Consider the following 15,416-nt stretch of genomic DNA (forward strand, 5'->3'; position numbering starts at 1 on the left):
GCCGACCGCATGCGCCAGACCCTTCCGCTTCTGCTGATCGCCGGTCTGTTGACCGCGTGCGGCAGCGATCCGCCGCCGACGCCCGCCGCCGATACGGCACCAGTGACGACGCCTGCGCCGGCGCCGGCACCTGTCGACGATGCCGAAGACGTTCCCGCCACGGGATCGCTGGCGGCGCGCGAGTCCGCGGCCGAGCCGTCCTCCACGGTCGACTATGACTGCGAGGGCATGCGCATGACCGTCGCGTTCGAGAACGAAGGCGAGGTGGCGAAATTCATCGTCGACGACGTGACCCACGCCCTCGATACCGCGTCGGCCGACTCCGGCGCGCGTTACACCGACGACGCGGGCAACCAGCTGTGGACCCACGGCACCGACGAGGCGCGGCTGTCGCTGGCCGGCCAGTCCGAACGCAACTGCACGCGCGTGTACTGATCCGGCGCCGCAGTGCGTGACTGCGGCCTCGTGCGGACCGACATCGACGGCGCCTCCGGGCGCCGTTTCCATGTGCACCGGACGGTTGGCGACGCGTCCACGGTGCGGGTGACCGACCAAGGTCTATCTGCGGTCGCGACGCGTCGCCGTTATCGTGTGCAGCCGTCCCCCGCCGGCCCCCTTCCATGTTCCAGCGCGCCACCCGCCTGTCCGTCCGTCTCGTCGAACGGTTCCTGCCCGACGCCTACGTCTTCGTCCTGATCTTCACCGCGCTCGCGGCGAGCGCCGCGCTGGCGATCGAACGCACCGCGCCGCTCGAGCTCGTGCGCTATTGGGGTACCGGGTTCTGGGAACTGCTCGGGTTCTCGATGCAGATGCTGCTGGTGCTGGTCACCGGCTTCATTCTCGCCAAGACCCCGCCGGTCAAGCGCGGCCTCACCTGGCTGGCCTCGCGTTGCCGCACGCCCCGAAACGCGATCGTCGTCGTGACCCTGGTGGCGATGGCGGCGAACTGGATCAACTGGGGCTTCGGCCTGGTCATCGGCGCGCTGTTCGCGCGTGAAGTCGCCCGGCATGTGCGCGTGGATTACCGCCTGCTGGTGGCCAGCGCGTACTCCGGTTTCATCATCTGGCACGGCGGACTGTCGGGATCGATCCCGCTGACCATCGCGACCGAGGGGCATTTTATGCAGGACGCCATCGGCCTGGTGCCGACGTCGCAGACGCTATTCGCGCCGTTCAACCTGCTGATCATCGCGTTGCTGGTCGTCGTCGTGCCGCTGGTCAACCGCGCGATGACGCCGCCCGACCAGGACGCCGTGCTGTTCACGCCGCCCGACGATCCCGAGCCACCGCTCCTCGCCGCCGATGCCACGCCGGCCGAGCGGCTCGAACACGGCTGGGTCCTGTCGGTCGCGGTCGGCGTCGCCGGGCTGGTCTATCTCGCCGACCACTTCATCGGCGGCGGCGGGCTCAACCTCAACATCGTCAACTACGGCTTCCTGATGCTGGGCATCGTGCTGCACCGCACGCCGGCGCGTCTGCTGGCCGCATTGCAGGAAGCGATCAAGGGCGGCGCGGGCATCGTCGTCCAGTTCCCGTTCTACGCCGGCATCATGGCGATCCTGGTGCAGTCCGGTCTCGCGACGACGCTGTCGGAATGGTTCGCCTCGTTCGCGACCGCCGGCAGCCTGCCGGCCTGGACCTTCCTGTCGGCGGGGCTGATCAACCTGTTCGTGCCGTCGGGCGGTGGCCAGTGGGCGGTGCAGGCGCCGGTGATGATTCCCGCGGCGCAGGCGCTCGGCGCCGACCTGCCACGCGTCGCGATGGCCGTGGCCTGGGGCGATGCCTGGACGAGCATGCTGCAGCCGTTCTTTGCCCTGCCGCTGCTCGCGATCGCAGGCCTGAAGATCAAGGACATCATGGGCTACTGCCTGATCCTGCTGGTGGCCTCAGGCACGGTGATCGGACTGGTACTCGCGCTGTTCTGAGCGCGACCTGCGCGCGATTGCCGATCGGGCGCTGCGCTCGCGACGCCACCGCCATACGAGGCATAGGTCGGCGTTCCTCGTGCATGACAGGCGCGTTCGACCCTCGCGAAAACGCCAGCCCCGGACAGGCCGAAGCCGTCGTCGTATCGCACGATGAATCGAAGATGCGGTTCGTCAGCGAACGCGCGCGCCGGGTTCAGCGTCGCGTCGAGGCCCGTCGCGACGAACGCCGGCGGAACAGCCGGTAGGCGATGAGAAGAATCCACTTGAACATGACGCGCTCCTGGTTGGGAAAATCCGGTTGCGCGTGACTGCGTGAGACAGGGTGCGGTTCCGAAGGCGTGCAGTCTTCCAACTGTGGGGTCCTGTCCGCGTGAACGCAGCCGACGTCGGCGCGCGTGGTCGCGAGGCCACGACGGCTGCGATCACCCGGCGTCCCTACAGCACGACGCCCGCGTCGCCAGGGGCGGACGCGGGCGTGCGGGTGGCGCGTGCTGCCGCTGCTATTTCGCGATCTTTCTCGCAGCCGTCAGTCCGATGACGAACAGGATGACCGCGATGATGATGGCCGCCCAGAACAGGAATTTCGCGATGCCCATCGAGGCACCGGCGACGCCGCTGAATCCGAGCGCGCCTGCGATCAGACCGATGACGGCAAAGATGATGGCCCACTTGATCATGACGCGCTCCTGGTGTCGGGGGCGCAGAGTCTTGCAACGCCCTCGTCCCGCCGGTGTGAACGCATCACGTGCGATGCGCGCGCGTCCGTCGCCAGAGCAGTGCCGTGGCCGCGGCGAGCCAGCCGATCAGCAGCGCGATCACCGTTTTCTGCGCGAGTCCGCGCGGCGCTTCGCGCCACAACGCGAGCATCCACACCGAGGCGAAGCACAGCAGCGCCCATGGCAGCAGCCAGCCCGCCTGCGCGCGCCAGCCCGGATCGACCCGCAAGCGCCACGCCTGCAACACGATGCCGGTCGCCGTGCACAGGAACGCGGCCTGCGCGGACACGCCGTGGACCAGGCCTTCGAAGCTCGCATCGACGCCCGGCAGATCCATCCAGGCGTAGGCCGTCGTGGTCAGCGACATGCCGCCGATCACGAACAGCAGCAGCGGTGCGCCGCTGCGGGCCGCCGGCACCGTCGCCTGGTACAGGCCCCAGGCCAGCGCGATCATCGCGATGCCCAGCGTCGCGTACGCGGCCTGCAACAACGGCCCCCAGTCGCCGATCAGATACAGGCTCATCTGGCTCCGCACCGGATCGAGCTCCGGGCGCAGCAGATGCAGTGCGATCGCGGCAGCCGTGAAGCAGACCAGGCCGGCGGCCGCGAGCCGCGGCCAGACCGAAGCGAGCGCTGGCATCGCCTCCGCCCGGGTCGGGACATGTGTCGTAACGGGAGAGCCGGATGGGGACATCGCGAAGGCGGCGCGGGGACGTTCGCCCATGCTAGCCACCGTCACGCCTCCTGTCCCCGTCGCGGGCAACGATGCCGGCCATCGCCCGACATCGACCGCCCATGACCCGCGCCCGCGACAACCGCCACCGGCATGCCGCCACCCATCTGCCCGGCCTGCGCATCGACAGCTGCAATCTCGCGCTGCGGAAACCGGATGGCGACGGCTTCATCGGCGATCGCGCCAGCCAGACCGCGTTCCGCGCCCTGCTCGACGCGCGGCGGCGCCAGCCTTCAGCGACGATCGGGATCCCTTCGGCCGCACGCCGACCGAGGCGATTCCCAAGAAGGACATCGATCTCGTCCTGGTCGGCGGCGATGCCGACGCCGCGCACCTCGTCCACACCGCGATCGAAGACCATGCGCAGCGGCTGGCGGACGTCGTCCGGTGTTTCCTCGCGCAACCGGAGTGGGACGGCGTCAAGCGCGTCGTCATCGGCGGTGGCTTTCCGGGCAGCCGCGCGGGCGCGCTCTCGGTGCGCCGCGCCGGTCGTCTGCTGAAGCTGGCGCGGGCCGGCGTCGATCTCACCCCGTTGCGCCACGATGGCGACGATGCCGGCCTGCTCGGCTGGGTGCCGCTGGCGCCTGCCAGTGCGCATCGCCACGACGCATTCCTCGCGGTCGACATCGGCGGGACCAACATCCGGTGCGGCATCGTCGCGCCGCGTGTCGAGTCGCGCGATGACGGCGGCCACGCCAAGGTGCTCGAGCGCACCCAATGGCGGCACGCGGACGAATCGACCGATCGCGCCGCTGCCGTTGCGCGGACCGCAGCCATGCTCAACGGCCTGATCACCCACGCACGCACGCTGCGCATGCGGCTCGCGCCGTTCGTCGGCATCGCGTGTCCGGGACAGATCGACCCGAATGGCGCGATCACCCACGGCGCACAGAACCTGCCCGGTGACTGGGAGGCGGAAGACTTCCGCCTGGCCGATGCGCTGCGCGAGCGGCTCGACCGCATCGGCGGCCGCGCGCCGGTCGTCCGGCTGCACAACGACGCCATCGTGCAGGGCCTCAGCGAGGCGTCGCGGATGCGGTCGGTCGCGCGCTGGGGCGTGCTGACCATCGGCACCGGGCTCGGCAACGCCAGCTACACGAACCTCCGCACCTGAACAGAGCGTGCCGCCGCCGGGCGTCGTCACGCCCGCGATGCTAGACTCCGCCGTCGGGCCAGGCCCGTTCCGCGTCCCGCGCGACCTGAGCCGTCGTCCGCCTCGCTTCCTCTCCCGCGTCATCGTCCGTTTCGCGGACGACGCTCTCCAGGAAGCGCGCCGTGCCCGGTTATGCCACCCGCAATCTCACTGTCCAGGTCGGCGGTCATCCATTCCGGCTTCGGGTGCTCAGCGATCGCCAGCAGTTCGCCGATCCCGATGGCCACGGCTCGCGCCTCGGCATCTCGTCGGCACAGTGGTGTCTGTTCGGCCAGTTGTGGCCGTCCGGTCGCCTGCTCGCGCAGGCGATGGACAAAGCCGACATCGCCGGCAAGCGCATTCTGGAGATCGGATGCGGGATCGGCCTGGCCAGCCTGGTGCTGCAACGTCGCGGTGCGGACGTCGTGGCATCGGACGTGCACCCGCTGGCCGAACCGTTCCTCGCCTACAACGCCGCGCTCAATGCACTGCCCGCGATCCACTACCGGCAGATGCGCTGGGACCATCCCCTCCACACCCTGGGTGACTTCGACATGATCATCGCCAGCGACGTGCTCTACGAACGCGACCACGCGGCGTTGCTGTCGGGCGTCGTCGAGCGGCATGCGCGGCCGCAGGCCGAGGTGCTGGTGACCGACCCCGGGCGCGGCAACAGCGCGCCGTTCACCCGCATGCTGGGCGTGCAGGGGTTCGAGGTCACCGAAGCGCGCTGCGCGATGGACGACGCCGACACCGCCGCCGGGCGCGGACAGATCCTGCACTACCGCCGCGCCGGCGTCCGGCCTGCATGAGCGATGCGATCGACTGCGACAGATGCGATGCGGTCTGCTGCCGGCTCACCGTCGTGCTGCAGTCCGGCGACGACGTGCCGGAACGCTTCACCGACGTCACCGATGCCGGACTGCGGGTGATGGCGCGCGACGAAGAAGGCTGGTGCGTGGCGATCGACGCGGCGCGCATGTGCTGCTCGATCTACGAAACGCGCCCCGATGTGTGCCGCCGGTTCGTGATGGCCGGCCCCTACTGCCGCGGGATCCGCGACGATTACGCCGATCGCAATTTGCGCGGCATCCCACTGGTCATGTACTGACGGAGACGACCATGCCACGAGCCAAGAAACCTGCCCTGCCCCCTTCCAACACCAGCCACCTGTTCGGCGGCCGCAAGCCCAACGACCGCGGCGCGGCCGTGACCAGCGCGCGCATCGCCGACGACCTCGCGGATTTCCGCAAGTCCGGCGGTCGCATCGAAGTGCTGGGCGTGACCCGCACCCTGATGAAGGTCGATGCCGAGCCGGCCCCGCCGCCGAAGCCCGAAGCCGCCAAGCCGCGCAAGCGGCGCGAGTCCTGACGACACGCGTTCACGCGCAGGACGCCGCACCCGCGGCAGCATGCGCGCCCGAGTCCGGACGCCGAGTACGCCGATGTCGTTGACGCCCCCAATCCAGTCGCACGACGCCTTGCCGTTGCGGGACCACGTGGTGCTGGTCACCGGTGGCGCGCAGGGCATCGGCCGCGGCATCGCCCAGGCCATCCTCGGCGCAGGCGGACGGGTCGCGATCGGCGATCTCGACCGCAGCGCCGGCGCGGCCGCATTGCAGGAATGGGACATCGGCGACCGGGCGTTCTTCGCCACGCTCGACGTGTCGCGCGAGACCTCGGTCCGCGGATTCGTCGCGAAGGCGCAGGCGCGCTTCGGCCGCATCGACGGCCTGGTCAACAATGCCGGCCTCGCCGATCCCGCCGTCGACGATCTCGCGACGCTCGCGCTCGCCGACTGGCGGCGCTATCTCGACAGCCACCTGACCGGCGCGTTCCTGTGCTGCAAGCACGCGCTGCCGGCGTTGCGCGCGCAGCGCGGTGCGATCGTCAACATCGCGTCCAGCCGCGCACTGCAGTCCGAGCCGCACACCGAACCCTACGCCGCGTCGAAAGGCGCGCTGGTCGCGTTCACCCATGCGCTGGCGATCAGCGAAGGCCCCGAGGTCCGGACGAATGCGATCAGTCCCGGCTGGATCGCGACGGACGCCTGGCGCAAACCCGCCGCACGCCGACGCCCCGCGCTGTCGCGGCGCGATCACGCGCAGCATCCGGCGGGCCGTGTCGGCACGCCCGAGGACATCGGCGCGCTGGCGGTCTACCTGCTCTCGTCGCAGGCCGGCTTCGTCACCGGACAGAACGTCGTCGTCGACGGCGGCATGACCCGGAAGATGCAGTACGCCTAGCGCATGCATGGGAGGCGCTGCCCACGCACCGCCCGCACCATGGCGCGGGCACGGAGCCGCATGAACCGTCCCCGACTCTCCCTGCGCCTTTCACCGGGGATTCGCGACGCCGCTGCCAGCATCGGCCCCACTTTCCCCGTGGAGCCGCGGATCATGAACCCCATTCGTTCCATCACCTGTGCAGGCCTGCTGTCGCTGGCCGCCGTCAGCCTCGCCCACGCCCAGACCTACGGGCCGGAAGACGAAGGCCGTCGCTTCAACGATGGCAGCCGCGTGGTCTGCGACGACGTCGAAGTGCAGCGCAACGCATCGGATCCGAACCGCATCGCCGGAACGGCGGCAGGCGCCGTGATCGGGGGTCTTGTCGGCAACCAGATCGGCAGCGGCTCGGGCCGCAAGATCGCAACGGTCGGCGGCGCCGTCGCGGGCGGTGCGATCGGTCGCAACGTCCAGGGCAATCGCCAGGAAAGCAACGGCGACCGCATCGTCGAGACCCGTTGCCAGCGCATCCATCGCTGACCCATCCCGCAGTCGCAAAAAAGGCCGGTCGATGCACGTCGACCGGCTTTTTTCATGGCGCTCCAGAACCGGTTGCGATCACCAGACCAGATCGTCCGGCACTTCGAAGCCGCGGTAGTAGGCATCGTCGTCCGCGGTATCGGCCGGGCCCGTCGTGCGGGCGTGGTCGACGACGATCGTCTCCGGATCGCGCGTCGCCACCTTGTCGGCGACGGTGCGCGGCAGCAGCGCATAGCCGTCGTCAAGGCGCGCGATCACCAGCGCCCCGGTCGCCAGCAGGCGTGACTGCGTGTCGCTGGTCAGCAGGCTGCGGAATGCGGCGCCATCGGCGAAGCGGTAGACCCGTTCGCCTTCCGGCACGACCTTGCCATCGACCACGAGTTGCCGCGCCTGCAGGCGCAGCTCGCGCGTCTTCGCCTGCGCGTTGCGTTCGGCCGCCAGCACGCGATCACGTTCGGCCTTGTCCTGCCGCAGGCGTTCGACCTCGCGCTGCTCGGCCGTCGGCGCGGCGGGCTGCTTGCCATGGCGCGCCTTGGTCTGGTCGCGCACGACCTGCGCCACCTGGCCTTTCTTGACCAGCCCGGCCTTGAGCAGCTGTTCCTGCAGGGGATTGCGCATCGCACCGGCTCCGCCGTCCAGATCATGGCCCCGATGATACCGCCCGCATCCACGACGGACTGCGCGCGTGCGGCGCATGCCGGTATCGTGGCCGCGATGGACGCCCTGCCCTACATCGCCGGTTACCCCCCGCATGTCGTCGCGCAGGTCCGCGCGTTGCGGGACGCCGGCACGCTCGGCGCCCACGTCGCCCGGCGCTACGACACGGCCCACGCCGTGCGCAACGACCGCCAGCTCTACGACTACGTGCAGGCGCTGAAGGACCGCTACCTGCGCAAGGCCGATCCGCTGCACAAGGTGCTCTACGACGGCAAGCTGCAGGTGCTGCGGCACGCGCTGGGCACGCACACGACCGTGTCGCGGGTCCAGGGCAGCCGGCTGAAGGCGAGTCGCGAGATCCGCATCGCCGCGGTCTTCCGCGACGCACCGGCGGAGTTCCTGCGGATGATCGCCGTGCACGAGCTGGCGCATCTGAAGGAAAGCGACCACAACAAGGCCTTCTACCAGTTGTGCCTGCATATGGCGCCCGACTATCACCAGCTGGAATTCGATCTGCGGCTCTACCTGACCCATCTGGACTGGCAGGCCGCGCAAGGCGGGTGACGGATTGCGGCGCGCCCGAGCGACCGGATCTCGACGTTCGACCGACTGCAGGTTGCTCGCGGGCACGTTCTCGGCGCATCCCAGGCGTCCGGCCCAGCGGGCTGAACGATTGTTCCCGAATTGGATCAATCGCTGATTTCCCCAATTATCGTTCCATATATAGCAACGATCCTTCCCGGTACGCCCGGTCGTTCCAGATCCCAGGACTCGCCAGACTGTCGCTCTGCACCGGCACCCTGCCCGGTCGCCCGGATCCCTGGAGAACCCGTCATGTCGCAATCGTTCCTGGAACACGCCCGTCGTCGCCGCAGCCAGTACAGCCTGGGGCCCACCCTGCCGCTGTCGCAGGACGCCACCACCACGTTGATCCAGGAGGCGGTCCGCCAGGCGCCCTCGTCGTTCAACTCGCAGAGCTCGCGCGCGGTGATCCTGTTCGGTGCCCAGAGCCGGCGCTTCTGGGCTCTGGTCGAGGATGCGTTGCGGCCTGTCGTACCGGCCGACGCCTTCGCCGCGACGCAGGCCAAGCTCGCGGGGTTCGCGGCGGGCGCGGGGACGGTGCTGTTCTACGAGGATCAGGACGTCGTCGCCGACCTGCAGGCGAAGTTCCCGCTGTATGCGGACAACTTCCCGGTGTGGTCCGAGCATTCGACCGCGATCGCCCAGTACGCGGTCTGGACCGTGCTGGCCGAAGCCGGCATCGGCGCCAGCATGCAGCACTACAACCCGCTGCCCGACGCTGCCGCCGCGCAGGAGTGGAATCTGCCGGCCAGCTGGCGCCTGCGCGCGCAGATGCCGTTCGGCTCGCACGAGGCGCCGATCGGCGAGAAGACCTTCATCGACGACGCGATCCGGTTCCGCGTCCACGGCTGATGCCGCGCCACGCCATCGCCGCTGCGGCGGTGGCGTGCGCCGGCGGCGTCGGAGCGCCTTGCTAGACTGCCGTGCCTCGTAACGGACGGCACGATGACCCCACCCCAGGCAGCGCCTCCCGCCTCCGGACGCACCAGCGCGACGACCCGGCTGCTCAACACGGTCGAGTTCCTCGGCAATCTGCTGCCGCATCCGGTGACGTTGTTCGCACTGCTGGCGCTGACGATCGTCCTGCTGTCCGGCGTGCTCGCCGCCTATGGCGTCAGCGTGCCCGATCCCCGCCCCGATGGCGCCGCCGGGCGCGCCGAGGACGGCGTCATCCGCGTCATCAGCCTGCTGGATGCCGACGGCCTGCGCCGGATCGTCACCGGCCTGGTCACCAACTTCACCGGCTTCGTGCCGCTGGGTACGGTGCTCGTCGCGATGCTCGGCGTCGGCATCGCCGAACGCTCGGGCCTGCTCGCCGCGGCGATCAAGACCCTGGTGCTCGGCGCGCCGAAGAACCTGGTCACCGTGGTCATCGTGTTCGCGGCGATCCTGTCGAACACCGCGTCGGAAATGGGCTACGTCGTCGTGATTCCGCTCGCCGCGGCGATCTTCCACGCGCTGGGCCGGCATCCACTCGCCGGGCTCGCGGCCGCGTTCGCGGGCGTGTCGGGTGGCTACAGCGCCAACCTGCTGATCGGCACCGTGGATCCGCTGCTGGCCGGCATCACCCAGGAAGCCGCGCAGCTGATCGACCCCGCGTACGAGGTCCATGCGGCGGTGAACTGGTACTTCATGATCGCCAGCACCTTCCTGGTCACGGCGATGGGCTGGTTCGTCACCGCGCGCATCGTCGAGCCCAAGCTCGGACCCTACGACCCCACCCAGCTCGATCCCGATGCCGATCCCGTGGACATGTCCCCGCTGGGTCCGGTCGAGCGCCGCGCGCTGCGCTGGGCGGCCGTCGCGGCACTGGCGATGGCCGCGCTGATCGCGTGGCTGGTCGTGCCCGCGAACGGTGCGCTGCGCCTGCCGGGCGTCGACGACACGCTGGGCAGCCTGCGCCCCTTCCTGACCGGCATCGTCGTGCTGGTGGCGGTGTTCTTCGCCGTCCCCGGCATCGTCTACGGCGCACTGACCGGAAGCATCCGCAACGACCGCGACGTCATCGACGCGATGGCGAAGTCGATGGGCACGCTGAGTCTCTACATCGTGCTGGTGTTCTTCGCCGCGCAGTTCGTCGCCTTCTTCAACTGGACCCAGCTCGGCCAGGTGATGGCGGTGCTGGGATCGACGCTGCTGGAATCGATCGGCCTGACCGGTCCGCTGGTGTTCGTCGCCTTCATCGCGATGTGCGGCCTGATCAACCTGTCGCTGGGTTCGGCGTCGGCGCAGTGGGCGGTCACCGCGCCGATCTTCGTGCCGATGCTGATGCTGGTCGGCTACAGCCCGGAGGTGATCCAGGCGGCGTACCGCATCGGCGATTCGGTGACCAACCTGATCACGCCGATGATGAGTTACTTCGGACTGATCATGGCCTTCGCCGCGCGTTACCAGCGCAATCTCGGGGTCGGCACGCTGATCGCGATGATGCTGCCCTACACCTTGGTGTTCTTCGTCGGCTGGACGACACTGTTCATGCTGTGGGTCTTTGTGTTCGGCCTGCCGGTCGGGCCCGGCGCGCCGACGTACTACGCGCCCGGTTGAGTCTGCGAGGTCCCTGGTACCACTCCGGCGGATGCCGGGAAAGCGGCCTGCAGCGGGCGGAACGGTAGACTTTCGACACGACCCGTGTCCTCAGCGCGGTTGCCAGATCGGCGGCGGCGTCGGCTTTTGTGAGCGCGCGCTTCTACGACAAGAAACGGCCCTTGGACTCTGCGTCGTGCTGCATCGCCTGCAATGGCGCACGCGAATCCCGGGCAAAAAAAGGGGCGTTTGCGCGCCCCTTCTTCTGGTCTACCTGCCACCCGTCTTACCAGATACGGACGCGGTCTTCCGGTGCGATGTACTGCGCGTCGCTCTCGGACACGTCGAACGCGTCGTACCAGGCGTCGACGTTGCGCAGCGGCGCGAACGCGCGGATCTGGCCCGGCGAGTGGGTACCGTTGACCAGCTGCTGGCGCAGCGCGTCGTCGCGCCACAACGTGCGCCACACCTGCGCCCAGCCCATGAACAGGCGCTGCTCGCCGCTGAAGCCGTCGATCTCCGGCGCCGGCTTGCCGTCGAGCGAACGACGATAGGCCTCGAGCGCGATCGTGATGCCGCCGAGGTCACCGATGTTCTCGCCCATCGCGACCTTGCCGTTGATGTGCATGCCCGGCAGCTGCGGGAACTCGAACGCCTCGTACTGCGCGCCGAGCTTCGCGGCCTGGGCCTCGAACTTGCGCGCATCCTCGGCAGTCCACCAGTCGCGCAGCACGCCTTCGCCGTCGGACTTGCGGCCCTGGTCGTCGAAGCCGTGGATGATCTCGTGGCCGATGACGCCGCCGATGGCGCCGTAGTTCACCGCCGGATCCGCGTCCGGATCGAAGAACGGCGGCTGCAGGATCGCGGCCGGAAACACGATCTCGTTCTTGACCGAGTTGTAATAGGCGTTGACGGTCTGCGGGGTCATGCCCCACTCGCCCTTGTCGACTTCCTTGCCCAGACGGTTGCGGCGGTAATCCCACTCGAACGCCATCGACCGCTCGGCATTGCCGAACACGTCGCCACGCGCGACCTGCAGGTCGCTGTAGTCACGCCAGGTGTCGGGATGCCCGATCTTGAGGCCGAAGCCCTCGAGCTTGCGGCGCGCTTCGGCCTTGGTCTCGGCGCCCATCCAGTCGAGCTGGTCCAGGCGCACGCCCATCGCCACCTTCACGTTGGCGACCAGCTCGTCCATCTTGGCCTTGGCATCGGCCGGGAAATACAGCTGCACGTAGTCGCGGCCGATGGCCTCGCCCATGGTGCTTTCGGCGAATGCGACGCCGCGCTTCCAGCGTTCCTTCTGCTCGGGCTGGCCCGACAGGAACTTGGAGCGGAACTCGAACTGCGCGTCCGAGAACGCCTTCGACAGCAGCGGTGCGGCGCCGTCGACGGTGCTGAACGCCTGCCAGGCCTGCAGCGTGGCGACATCGGTGTCGGCGAAGATCGCGGCGATCTTGGGGACCGCGGTGTCCTGGCGGACGACGGCGCGCGGCGCCTGGCCGACGCCCGCGGCCTCGAAGAACGCGTCCCAGGCGAAGCCGGGCGCGGTGGTCGACCGGGTTATAGGTCTTGTCGCGGTCGCGGCTTTCGGCGCGGGTCCAGTGCGCTTCGGCGATGCGGGTCTCCATCGCGAGGATCGCTTCGGCGTTCTGCTGCGGATTCTCCCAGCCCGCGAGTTCCAGCAGCTGCGCGATGTAGGCCTGGTAACGCTCGCGCTGCGGGGCGAAATTCTCGCGCAGGTACATCTCGCGATCGCCGAGGCCGAGGCCCGACTGGCTCATGTACAGCGTGTAGCGGTCCGGATCGCGCTGGTCGTCGGACACGCCGAGGCCGAAGAAGCTGCGGCCGAAGTCGGCCTGCTGCGCACCCATCAGCGCGGCGAGCGCCTCCTTGTCGTCCGCGGCGCGGATCGCCGCCAGCTTCGGCGCGATCGGCCGGGCGCCGAGCGCCTCGATGGCCTGCTCGTCCATGAAGCCGGCGTACAGGGCCGCGACCTTGGCCTGGTCGCCCAGGTGCCGTTGACGTAGTCGAAGAAGTTGTCGCCCGGCTTGACCGAGGTGTCCATGCCGGCGGTGTCGATGCCCCAGGTGCCGAGGCGCTTGGCGGCGACGACGTCGCCCGCGTCCCCGCCGGTGGTGGTGTCACCGGTCTGGAACAGCGACTGGATCGTGCAGGACGCATCCAGGCAGTCGTGGTTGTCGTGGGCGGCCAGTGGGGTCGCGAGCGTCAGGGCCACGGCGGTCGCCGCGGACAACAGGGTCTTCTTCAAATCGGTTTCTCCAGAGGGAACAGGCCGTGGCTGGCGTCGTTACCGGCGCAACCATCAGATCCTCAGGATACCGATCGGGGCGTGACGGGAGGGGTGCCGGAAGTCCGGCATGGCGCCACGGGCCACCGTGGGTCGGGATGCGACGCTGCGCGATCGTACCCGCCGCCCCTCGCGACGGAGCGCCTCAGGGCAAGGCGGCCCGGCGGGCGCGGCTCGCCGCGTCGGCGACGTGGAGGACATCCTCGAGCAACCGCGGCGGCAGCGGACGCGGCGTGGCGCACGGCGCTTCCACCGGCGGCGGCGTGGTGTCGTACACGCACAACCGGTTCCGGCCCGAGCGCTTGGCCCGGTACATCGCCTTGTCGGCGTGCGACAGCAGGCGGGTGAAATCGTGGCCCGAACGCAGGGTGTCGGTGATGCCGAAGCTCGCGGTCAGCTGCATGTCGTAGCCGCAGCCCGTGGCGTCGATCGCGGCGAAGCCGGTCATCGCCGCGGCCGCGGTCTGGCGCGCGGCGCTGGCGTCGCAGCCCGGAAACAGCAGCGCGAATTCCTCGCCGCCCAGCCGGCCGAACGCATCCTCGGGGCCGCGCAACGGCACGCAGGCCTTGGTCACCTGGCACAGCGCCCAGTCGCCCGCCGCATGCCCGAAGCGATCGTTGATCTGCTTGAAGTGATCGAGATCGAAGGTGACCAGCGCGGCGACCCGCCCCTCCCGCGCGCACTGGGCCAGGGCCCGCGTCGCCTGTTCGCTGAAATGGTGGCGATTGCTGATGCGGGTCAACGGGTCGGTCTGGGCCATCCGCTGCATGCGCATCTGCAGGCGCTTGGTGCGGAACGCCCAGTAGCCGGTGGTGGCGAGCAGGAACACCAGCAGCGCCGCGGCGACGAGCCAGTTCTGCGCCCGCTGTTCGGTGACGCGCTTCTGCAGTTCCAGCAGCTGGTTCCTCTGGCGCAACAGCTCGATCTGCTGCGCCTGTTGCGACGACTGGTGGCGGACGACCTGGTAGGCCATCTCGCGCGACTTCATGTCTTCGGTGTAGGCGCGCTGCGCCTCGGCGTAGGCGCGATAGGTCCGCAGTGCCTCGACCGCGTCGCCGCGGCGCTCGGCCAGCTCGTACAGCACCCGGTGCGCGGTGACCATGGCCTCGGAACTGCCGGCGCCGCCCAGGTCGATCGCGCGCTGGGCATGCCGCTGCGCGGGCGCATGCTCGCCCAGGGTCATGCGGAAATCCGCCAGCAAGGCCTGGTAGTGCGCGATCAGGAACGGGTAGCCGATCGCGGTCACGTCCGCCAGGCTGGTCTGCAGCAGCGTCGCCGCATCGCGAGTGCGCCCCTGCCGGTCCCACTCGCGCGCGAGGTGCGCGCGGACGAAGCCGGTGAAGATCGGCTCGCCGGCGGTCACGCACCGGTCGATCGCCTGCTGACCCTGCGCATCGCCCGCGGTCAGCGACAGGCCGACATGCGATTCCATGATCACACCGCCGGCGGCGCAGTGGTTCCGTGGGTCGGGCGCATTGCGGGCGACGTCCTCGGCGTAATGCATGCCGAGGCGGTATTCGCCGACCTGGTTGTAGACCACGGCGGCGACCATGAGCCCGCGATGCAGCACCGCGCGATCCTCGACGCGCTGGCGCAGCGCGAGCATCCGGTCGACCATGACCAGCGCCTCCTCGAAGCGCCGGAGAATCGCGTAGCTGTTGGCCAGCATCGAGGCGGCGACGAAACGTGTCTCGACGTCACCGTCGCCGTCGACCAGGGTGCGCAACGTCGCGATTGCCGTTTCGGTCTCGCCCTTGGTGATGGCGCGATGCGCGTGCAGCAGTTGCCAGCGGGTGCGCTGCGCCGGATCCGCGTCGGCGATCCGACCGTCCAGGACCTGCAGCAGGCGGTCCATCTGCGCCGGATCGGCCGTGCGGATGCGGTTGCCCTCGTTGAGCAGGCTGTCGAGCGAGCGCTCGTCCGCGCCTGCGGGCGGCAATGCCGCCAGCAGGCCGAGACAGAGAGCGCCGACCAGCGCGCCACGAAGGAGTTTCATGATCCGGTCCCGCCCGCGGTACCCGTCAGTCGCGCTGGCGTTCCGGCGCATCGTCGCCGGGCGGGCGATCGTCGCGG

Annotated in this window: 18 protein-coding genes and 1 pseudogene; 11 read left to right on the forward strand and 8 right to left on the reverse strand. The window is 69.5% G+C overall.

All coding sequences use genetic code 11. From position 1 onward, the window contains the following. Positions 1 to 9: 9 nt before the first annotated feature. On the forward strand, positions 10 to 435 hold the full coding sequence (locus CJ022_RS09590) for an MliC family protein (RefSeq protein WP_101926436.1): 426 nt from the start codon (positions 10 to 12) through the stop codon (positions 433 to 435). A 185-nt stretch (positions 436 to 620) separates the two neighbouring features. Further along, the gene (locus CJ022_RS09595; protein WP_101926437.1) at positions 621 to 1,925 is read left to right on the forward strand and encodes a short-chain fatty acid transporter; all 1,305 of its coding nucleotides are present in this window, start codon (positions 621 to 623) and stop codon (positions 1,923 to 1,925) included. A 503-nt stretch (positions 1,926 to 2,428) separates the two neighbouring features. On the opposite strand, the gene CJ022_RS09600 is transcribed toward CJ022_RS09595, so the two are convergent. The 3 genes from CJ022_RS09600 to CJ022_RS17505 all read right to left on the reverse strand — a co-directional run bounded on the left by CJ022_RS09600 (position 2,429) and on the right by CJ022_RS17505 (position 4,176). Then, a complete protein-coding gene (locus tag CJ022_RS09600) occupies positions 2,429 to 2,605 on the reverse strand; it encodes a DUF1328 domain-containing protein (RefSeq protein ID WP_101926438.1) in 177 nt (58 codons plus the stop codon). A 64-nt stretch (positions 2,606 to 2,669) separates the two neighbouring features. Next, positions 2,670 to 3,215 (reverse strand): DUF998 domain-containing protein, encoded by a 546-nt coding sequence (locus CJ022_RS09605; protein WP_233198718.1) that lies wholly within the window; start codon positions 3,213 to 3,215, stop codon positions 2,670 to 2,672. A gap of 154 nt (positions 3,216 to 3,369) precedes the next feature. Then, positions 3,370 to 4,176 carry a hypothetical protein gene (locus tag CJ022_RS17505; protein ID WP_233198679.1) on the reverse strand — a complete coding sequence of 269 codons (807 nt, stop codon included), beginning with the start codon at positions 4,174 to 4,176 and terminating at the stop codon, positions 3,370 to 3,372. Here CJ022_RS17505 and CJ022_RS17510 point away from each other — a divergent pair. The 6 genes from CJ022_RS17510 (at position 4,153) to CJ022_RS09635 (ending at position 7,273) form a co-directional block, all read left to right on the forward strand. After that, positions 4,153 to 4,491, forward strand: coding sequence for a hypothetical protein (locus CJ022_RS17510; RefSeq protein ID WP_233198681.1), 339 nt, complete (start codon positions 4,153 to 4,155; stop codon positions 4,489 to 4,491). The genes CJ022_RS17505 and CJ022_RS17510 overlap by 24 nt on opposite strands. 161 nt (positions 4,492 to 4,652) lie before the next feature. Next, the gene (locus CJ022_RS09615; RefSeq protein WP_101926440.1) at positions 4,653 to 5,321 is read left to right on the forward strand and encodes a class I SAM-dependent methyltransferase; all 669 of its coding nucleotides are present in this window, start codon (positions 4,653 to 4,655) and stop codon (positions 5,319 to 5,321) included. Next, positions 5,318 to 5,620: a YkgJ family cysteine cluster protein gene (locus tag CJ022_RS09620; protein WP_101926441.1), complete on the forward strand. Its 303-nt coding sequence runs from the start codon at positions 5,318 to 5,320 to the stop codon at positions 5,618 to 5,620. Before CJ022_RS09615 ends, CJ022_RS09620 begins: the two co-directional genes overlap by 4 nt. An 11-nt stretch (positions 5,621 to 5,631) precedes the next feature. Then, positions 5,632 to 5,880: a hypothetical protein gene (locus CJ022_RS09625; RefSeq protein WP_101926442.1), complete on the forward strand. Its 249-nt coding sequence runs from the start codon at positions 5,632 to 5,634 to the stop codon at positions 5,878 to 5,880. 73 nt (positions 5,881 to 5,953) lie between these two features. Next, a complete protein-coding gene (locus CJ022_RS09630) occupies positions 5,954 to 6,754 on the forward strand; it encodes an SDR family oxidoreductase (protein WP_101926443.1) in 801 nt (266 codons plus the stop codon). A 153-nt stretch (positions 6,755 to 6,907) separates the two neighbouring features. After that, positions 6,908 to 7,273, forward strand: a complete 366-nt coding sequence (locus CJ022_RS09635) for a glycine zipper 2TM domain-containing protein (protein WP_101926676.1) — start codon at positions 6,908 to 6,910, stop codon at positions 7,271 to 7,273. A 78-nt stretch (positions 7,274 to 7,351) separates the two neighbouring features. On the opposite strand, the gene CJ022_RS09640 is transcribed toward CJ022_RS09635, so the two are convergent. Continuing rightward, complete coding sequence (locus CJ022_RS09640; protein WP_101926444.1) at positions 7,352 to 7,891, reverse strand: DUF2058 domain-containing protein; 540 nt, start codon at positions 7,889 to 7,891, stop codon at positions 7,352 to 7,354. Between the two features lie 96 nt (positions 7,892 to 7,987). Here CJ022_RS09640 and CJ022_RS09645 point away from each other — a divergent pair, with 96 nt between their 5' ends. The 3 genes from CJ022_RS09645 to CJ022_RS09655 all read left to right on the forward strand — a co-directional run bounded on the left by CJ022_RS09645 (position 7,988) and on the right by CJ022_RS09655 (position 11,056). Next, positions 7,988 to 8,494, forward strand: a complete 507-nt coding sequence (locus CJ022_RS09645) for a M48 metallopeptidase family protein (protein WP_101926677.1) — start codon at positions 7,988 to 7,990, stop codon at positions 8,492 to 8,494. A gap of 270 nt (positions 8,495 to 8,764) precedes the next feature. Continuing rightward, positions 8,765 to 9,364 carry a nitroreductase family protein gene (locus CJ022_RS09650; RefSeq protein WP_101926445.1) on the forward strand — a complete coding sequence of 200 codons (600 nt, stop codon included), beginning with the start codon at positions 8,765 to 8,767 and terminating at the stop codon, positions 9,362 to 9,364. A 93-nt stretch (positions 9,365 to 9,457) separates the two neighbouring features. After that, positions 9,458 to 11,056 (forward strand): AbgT family transporter, encoded by a 1,599-nt coding sequence (locus CJ022_RS09655; protein ID WP_101926446.1) that lies wholly within the window; start codon positions 9,458 to 9,460, stop codon positions 11,054 to 11,056. 265 nt (positions 11,057 to 11,321) lie between these two features. On the opposite strand, the gene CJ022_RS17515 is transcribed toward CJ022_RS09655, so the two are convergent. From CJ022_RS17515 to CJ022_RS09665, 4 genes and pseudogenes are all read right to left on the reverse strand, one after another. Next, positions 11,322 to 12,167 (reverse strand): M13-type metalloendopeptidase, encoded by an 846-nt coding sequence (locus tag CJ022_RS17515; protein WP_343125142.1) that lies wholly within the window; start codon positions 12,165 to 12,167, stop codon positions 11,322 to 11,324. Beyond that, positions 12,159 to 13,005, reverse strand: a pseudogene (locus tag CJ022_RS17520) (peptidase M13); the annotation flags it as partial. The gene CJ022_RS17515 and the pseudogene CJ022_RS17520, both read right to left, overlap by 9 nt. Then, positions 12,906 to 13,304: a hypothetical protein gene (locus CJ022_RS17525; protein WP_233198682.1), complete on the reverse strand. Its 399-nt coding sequence runs from the start codon at positions 13,302 to 13,304 to the stop codon at positions 12,906 to 12,908. The pseudogene CJ022_RS17520 and the gene CJ022_RS17525, both read right to left, overlap by 100 nt. A gap of 184 nt (positions 13,305 to 13,488) precedes the next feature. Next, a complete protein-coding gene (locus tag CJ022_RS09665; protein WP_158238389.1) occupies positions 13,489 to 15,339 on the reverse strand; it encodes a tetratricopeptide repeat-containing diguanylate cyclase in 1,851 nt (616 codons plus the stop codon). Between the last annotated feature and the right edge of the window lie 77 nt (positions 15,340 to 15,416).

The organism is Luteimonas rhizosphaerae (assembly GCF_002849595.1).
In the GTDB taxonomy this organism is placed as follows: domain Bacteria; phylum Pseudomonadota; class Gammaproteobacteria; order Xanthomonadales; family Xanthomonadaceae; genus Luteimonas; species Luteimonas cellulosilyticus.

Coding starts and splice junctions, on each gene's coding strand:
- CJ022_RS09620 (WP_101926441.1), top strand. CDS start 5,318: ATGAGCGATGCGATCGACTGCGACAGATGCGATGCGGTCTGCTGCCGG.
- CJ022_RS09650 (WP_101926445.1), top strand. CDS start 8,765: ATGTCGCAATCGTTCCTGGAACACGCCCGTCGTCGCCGCAGCCAGTAC.
- CJ022_RS09635 (WP_101926676.1), top strand. CDS start 6,908: ATGAACCCCATTCGTTCCATCACCTGTGCAGGCCTGCTGTCGCTGGCC.
- CJ022_RS09640 (WP_101926444.1), bottom strand. CDS start 7,891: ATGCGCAATCCCCTGCAGGAACAGCTGCTCAAGGCCGGGCTGGTCAAG.
- CJ022_RS17515 (WP_343125142.1), bottom strand. CDS start 12,167: ATGGGCGCCGAGACCAAGGCCGAAGCGCGCCGCAAGCTCGAGGGCTTC.
- CJ022_RS09665 (WP_158238389.1), bottom strand. CDS start 15,339: ATGAAACTCCTTCGTGGCGCGCTGGTCGGCGCTCTCTGTCTCGGCCTG.
- CJ022_RS09630 (WP_101926443.1), top strand. CDS start 5,954: ATGTCGTTGACGCCCCCAATCCAGTCGCACGACGCCTTGCCGTTGCGG.
- CJ022_RS09590 (WP_101926436.1), top strand. CDS start 10: ATGCGCCAGACCCTTCCGCTTCTGCTGATCGCCGGTCTGTTGACCGCG.
- CJ022_RS17510 (WP_233198681.1), top strand. CDS start 4,153: ATGCTCAACGGCCTGATCACCCACGCACGCACGCTGCGCATGCGGCTC.
- CJ022_RS09600 (WP_101926438.1), bottom strand. CDS start 2,605: ATGATCAAGTGGGCCATCATCTTTGCCGTCATCGGTCTGATCGCAGGC.
- CJ022_RS09595 (WP_101926437.1), top strand. CDS start 621: ATGTTCCAGCGCGCCACCCGCCTGTCCGTCCGTCTCGTCGAACGGTTC.
- CJ022_RS09625 (WP_101926442.1), top strand. CDS start 5,632: ATGCCACGAGCCAAGAAACCTGCCCTGCCCCCTTCCAACACCAGCCAC.
- CJ022_RS09645 (WP_101926677.1), top strand. CDS start 7,988: ATGGACGCCCTGCCCTACATCGCCGGTTACCCCCCGCATGTCGTCGCG.
- CJ022_RS09655 (WP_101926446.1), top strand. CDS start 9,458: ATGACCCCACCCCAGGCAGCGCCTCCCGCCTCCGGACGCACCAGCGCG.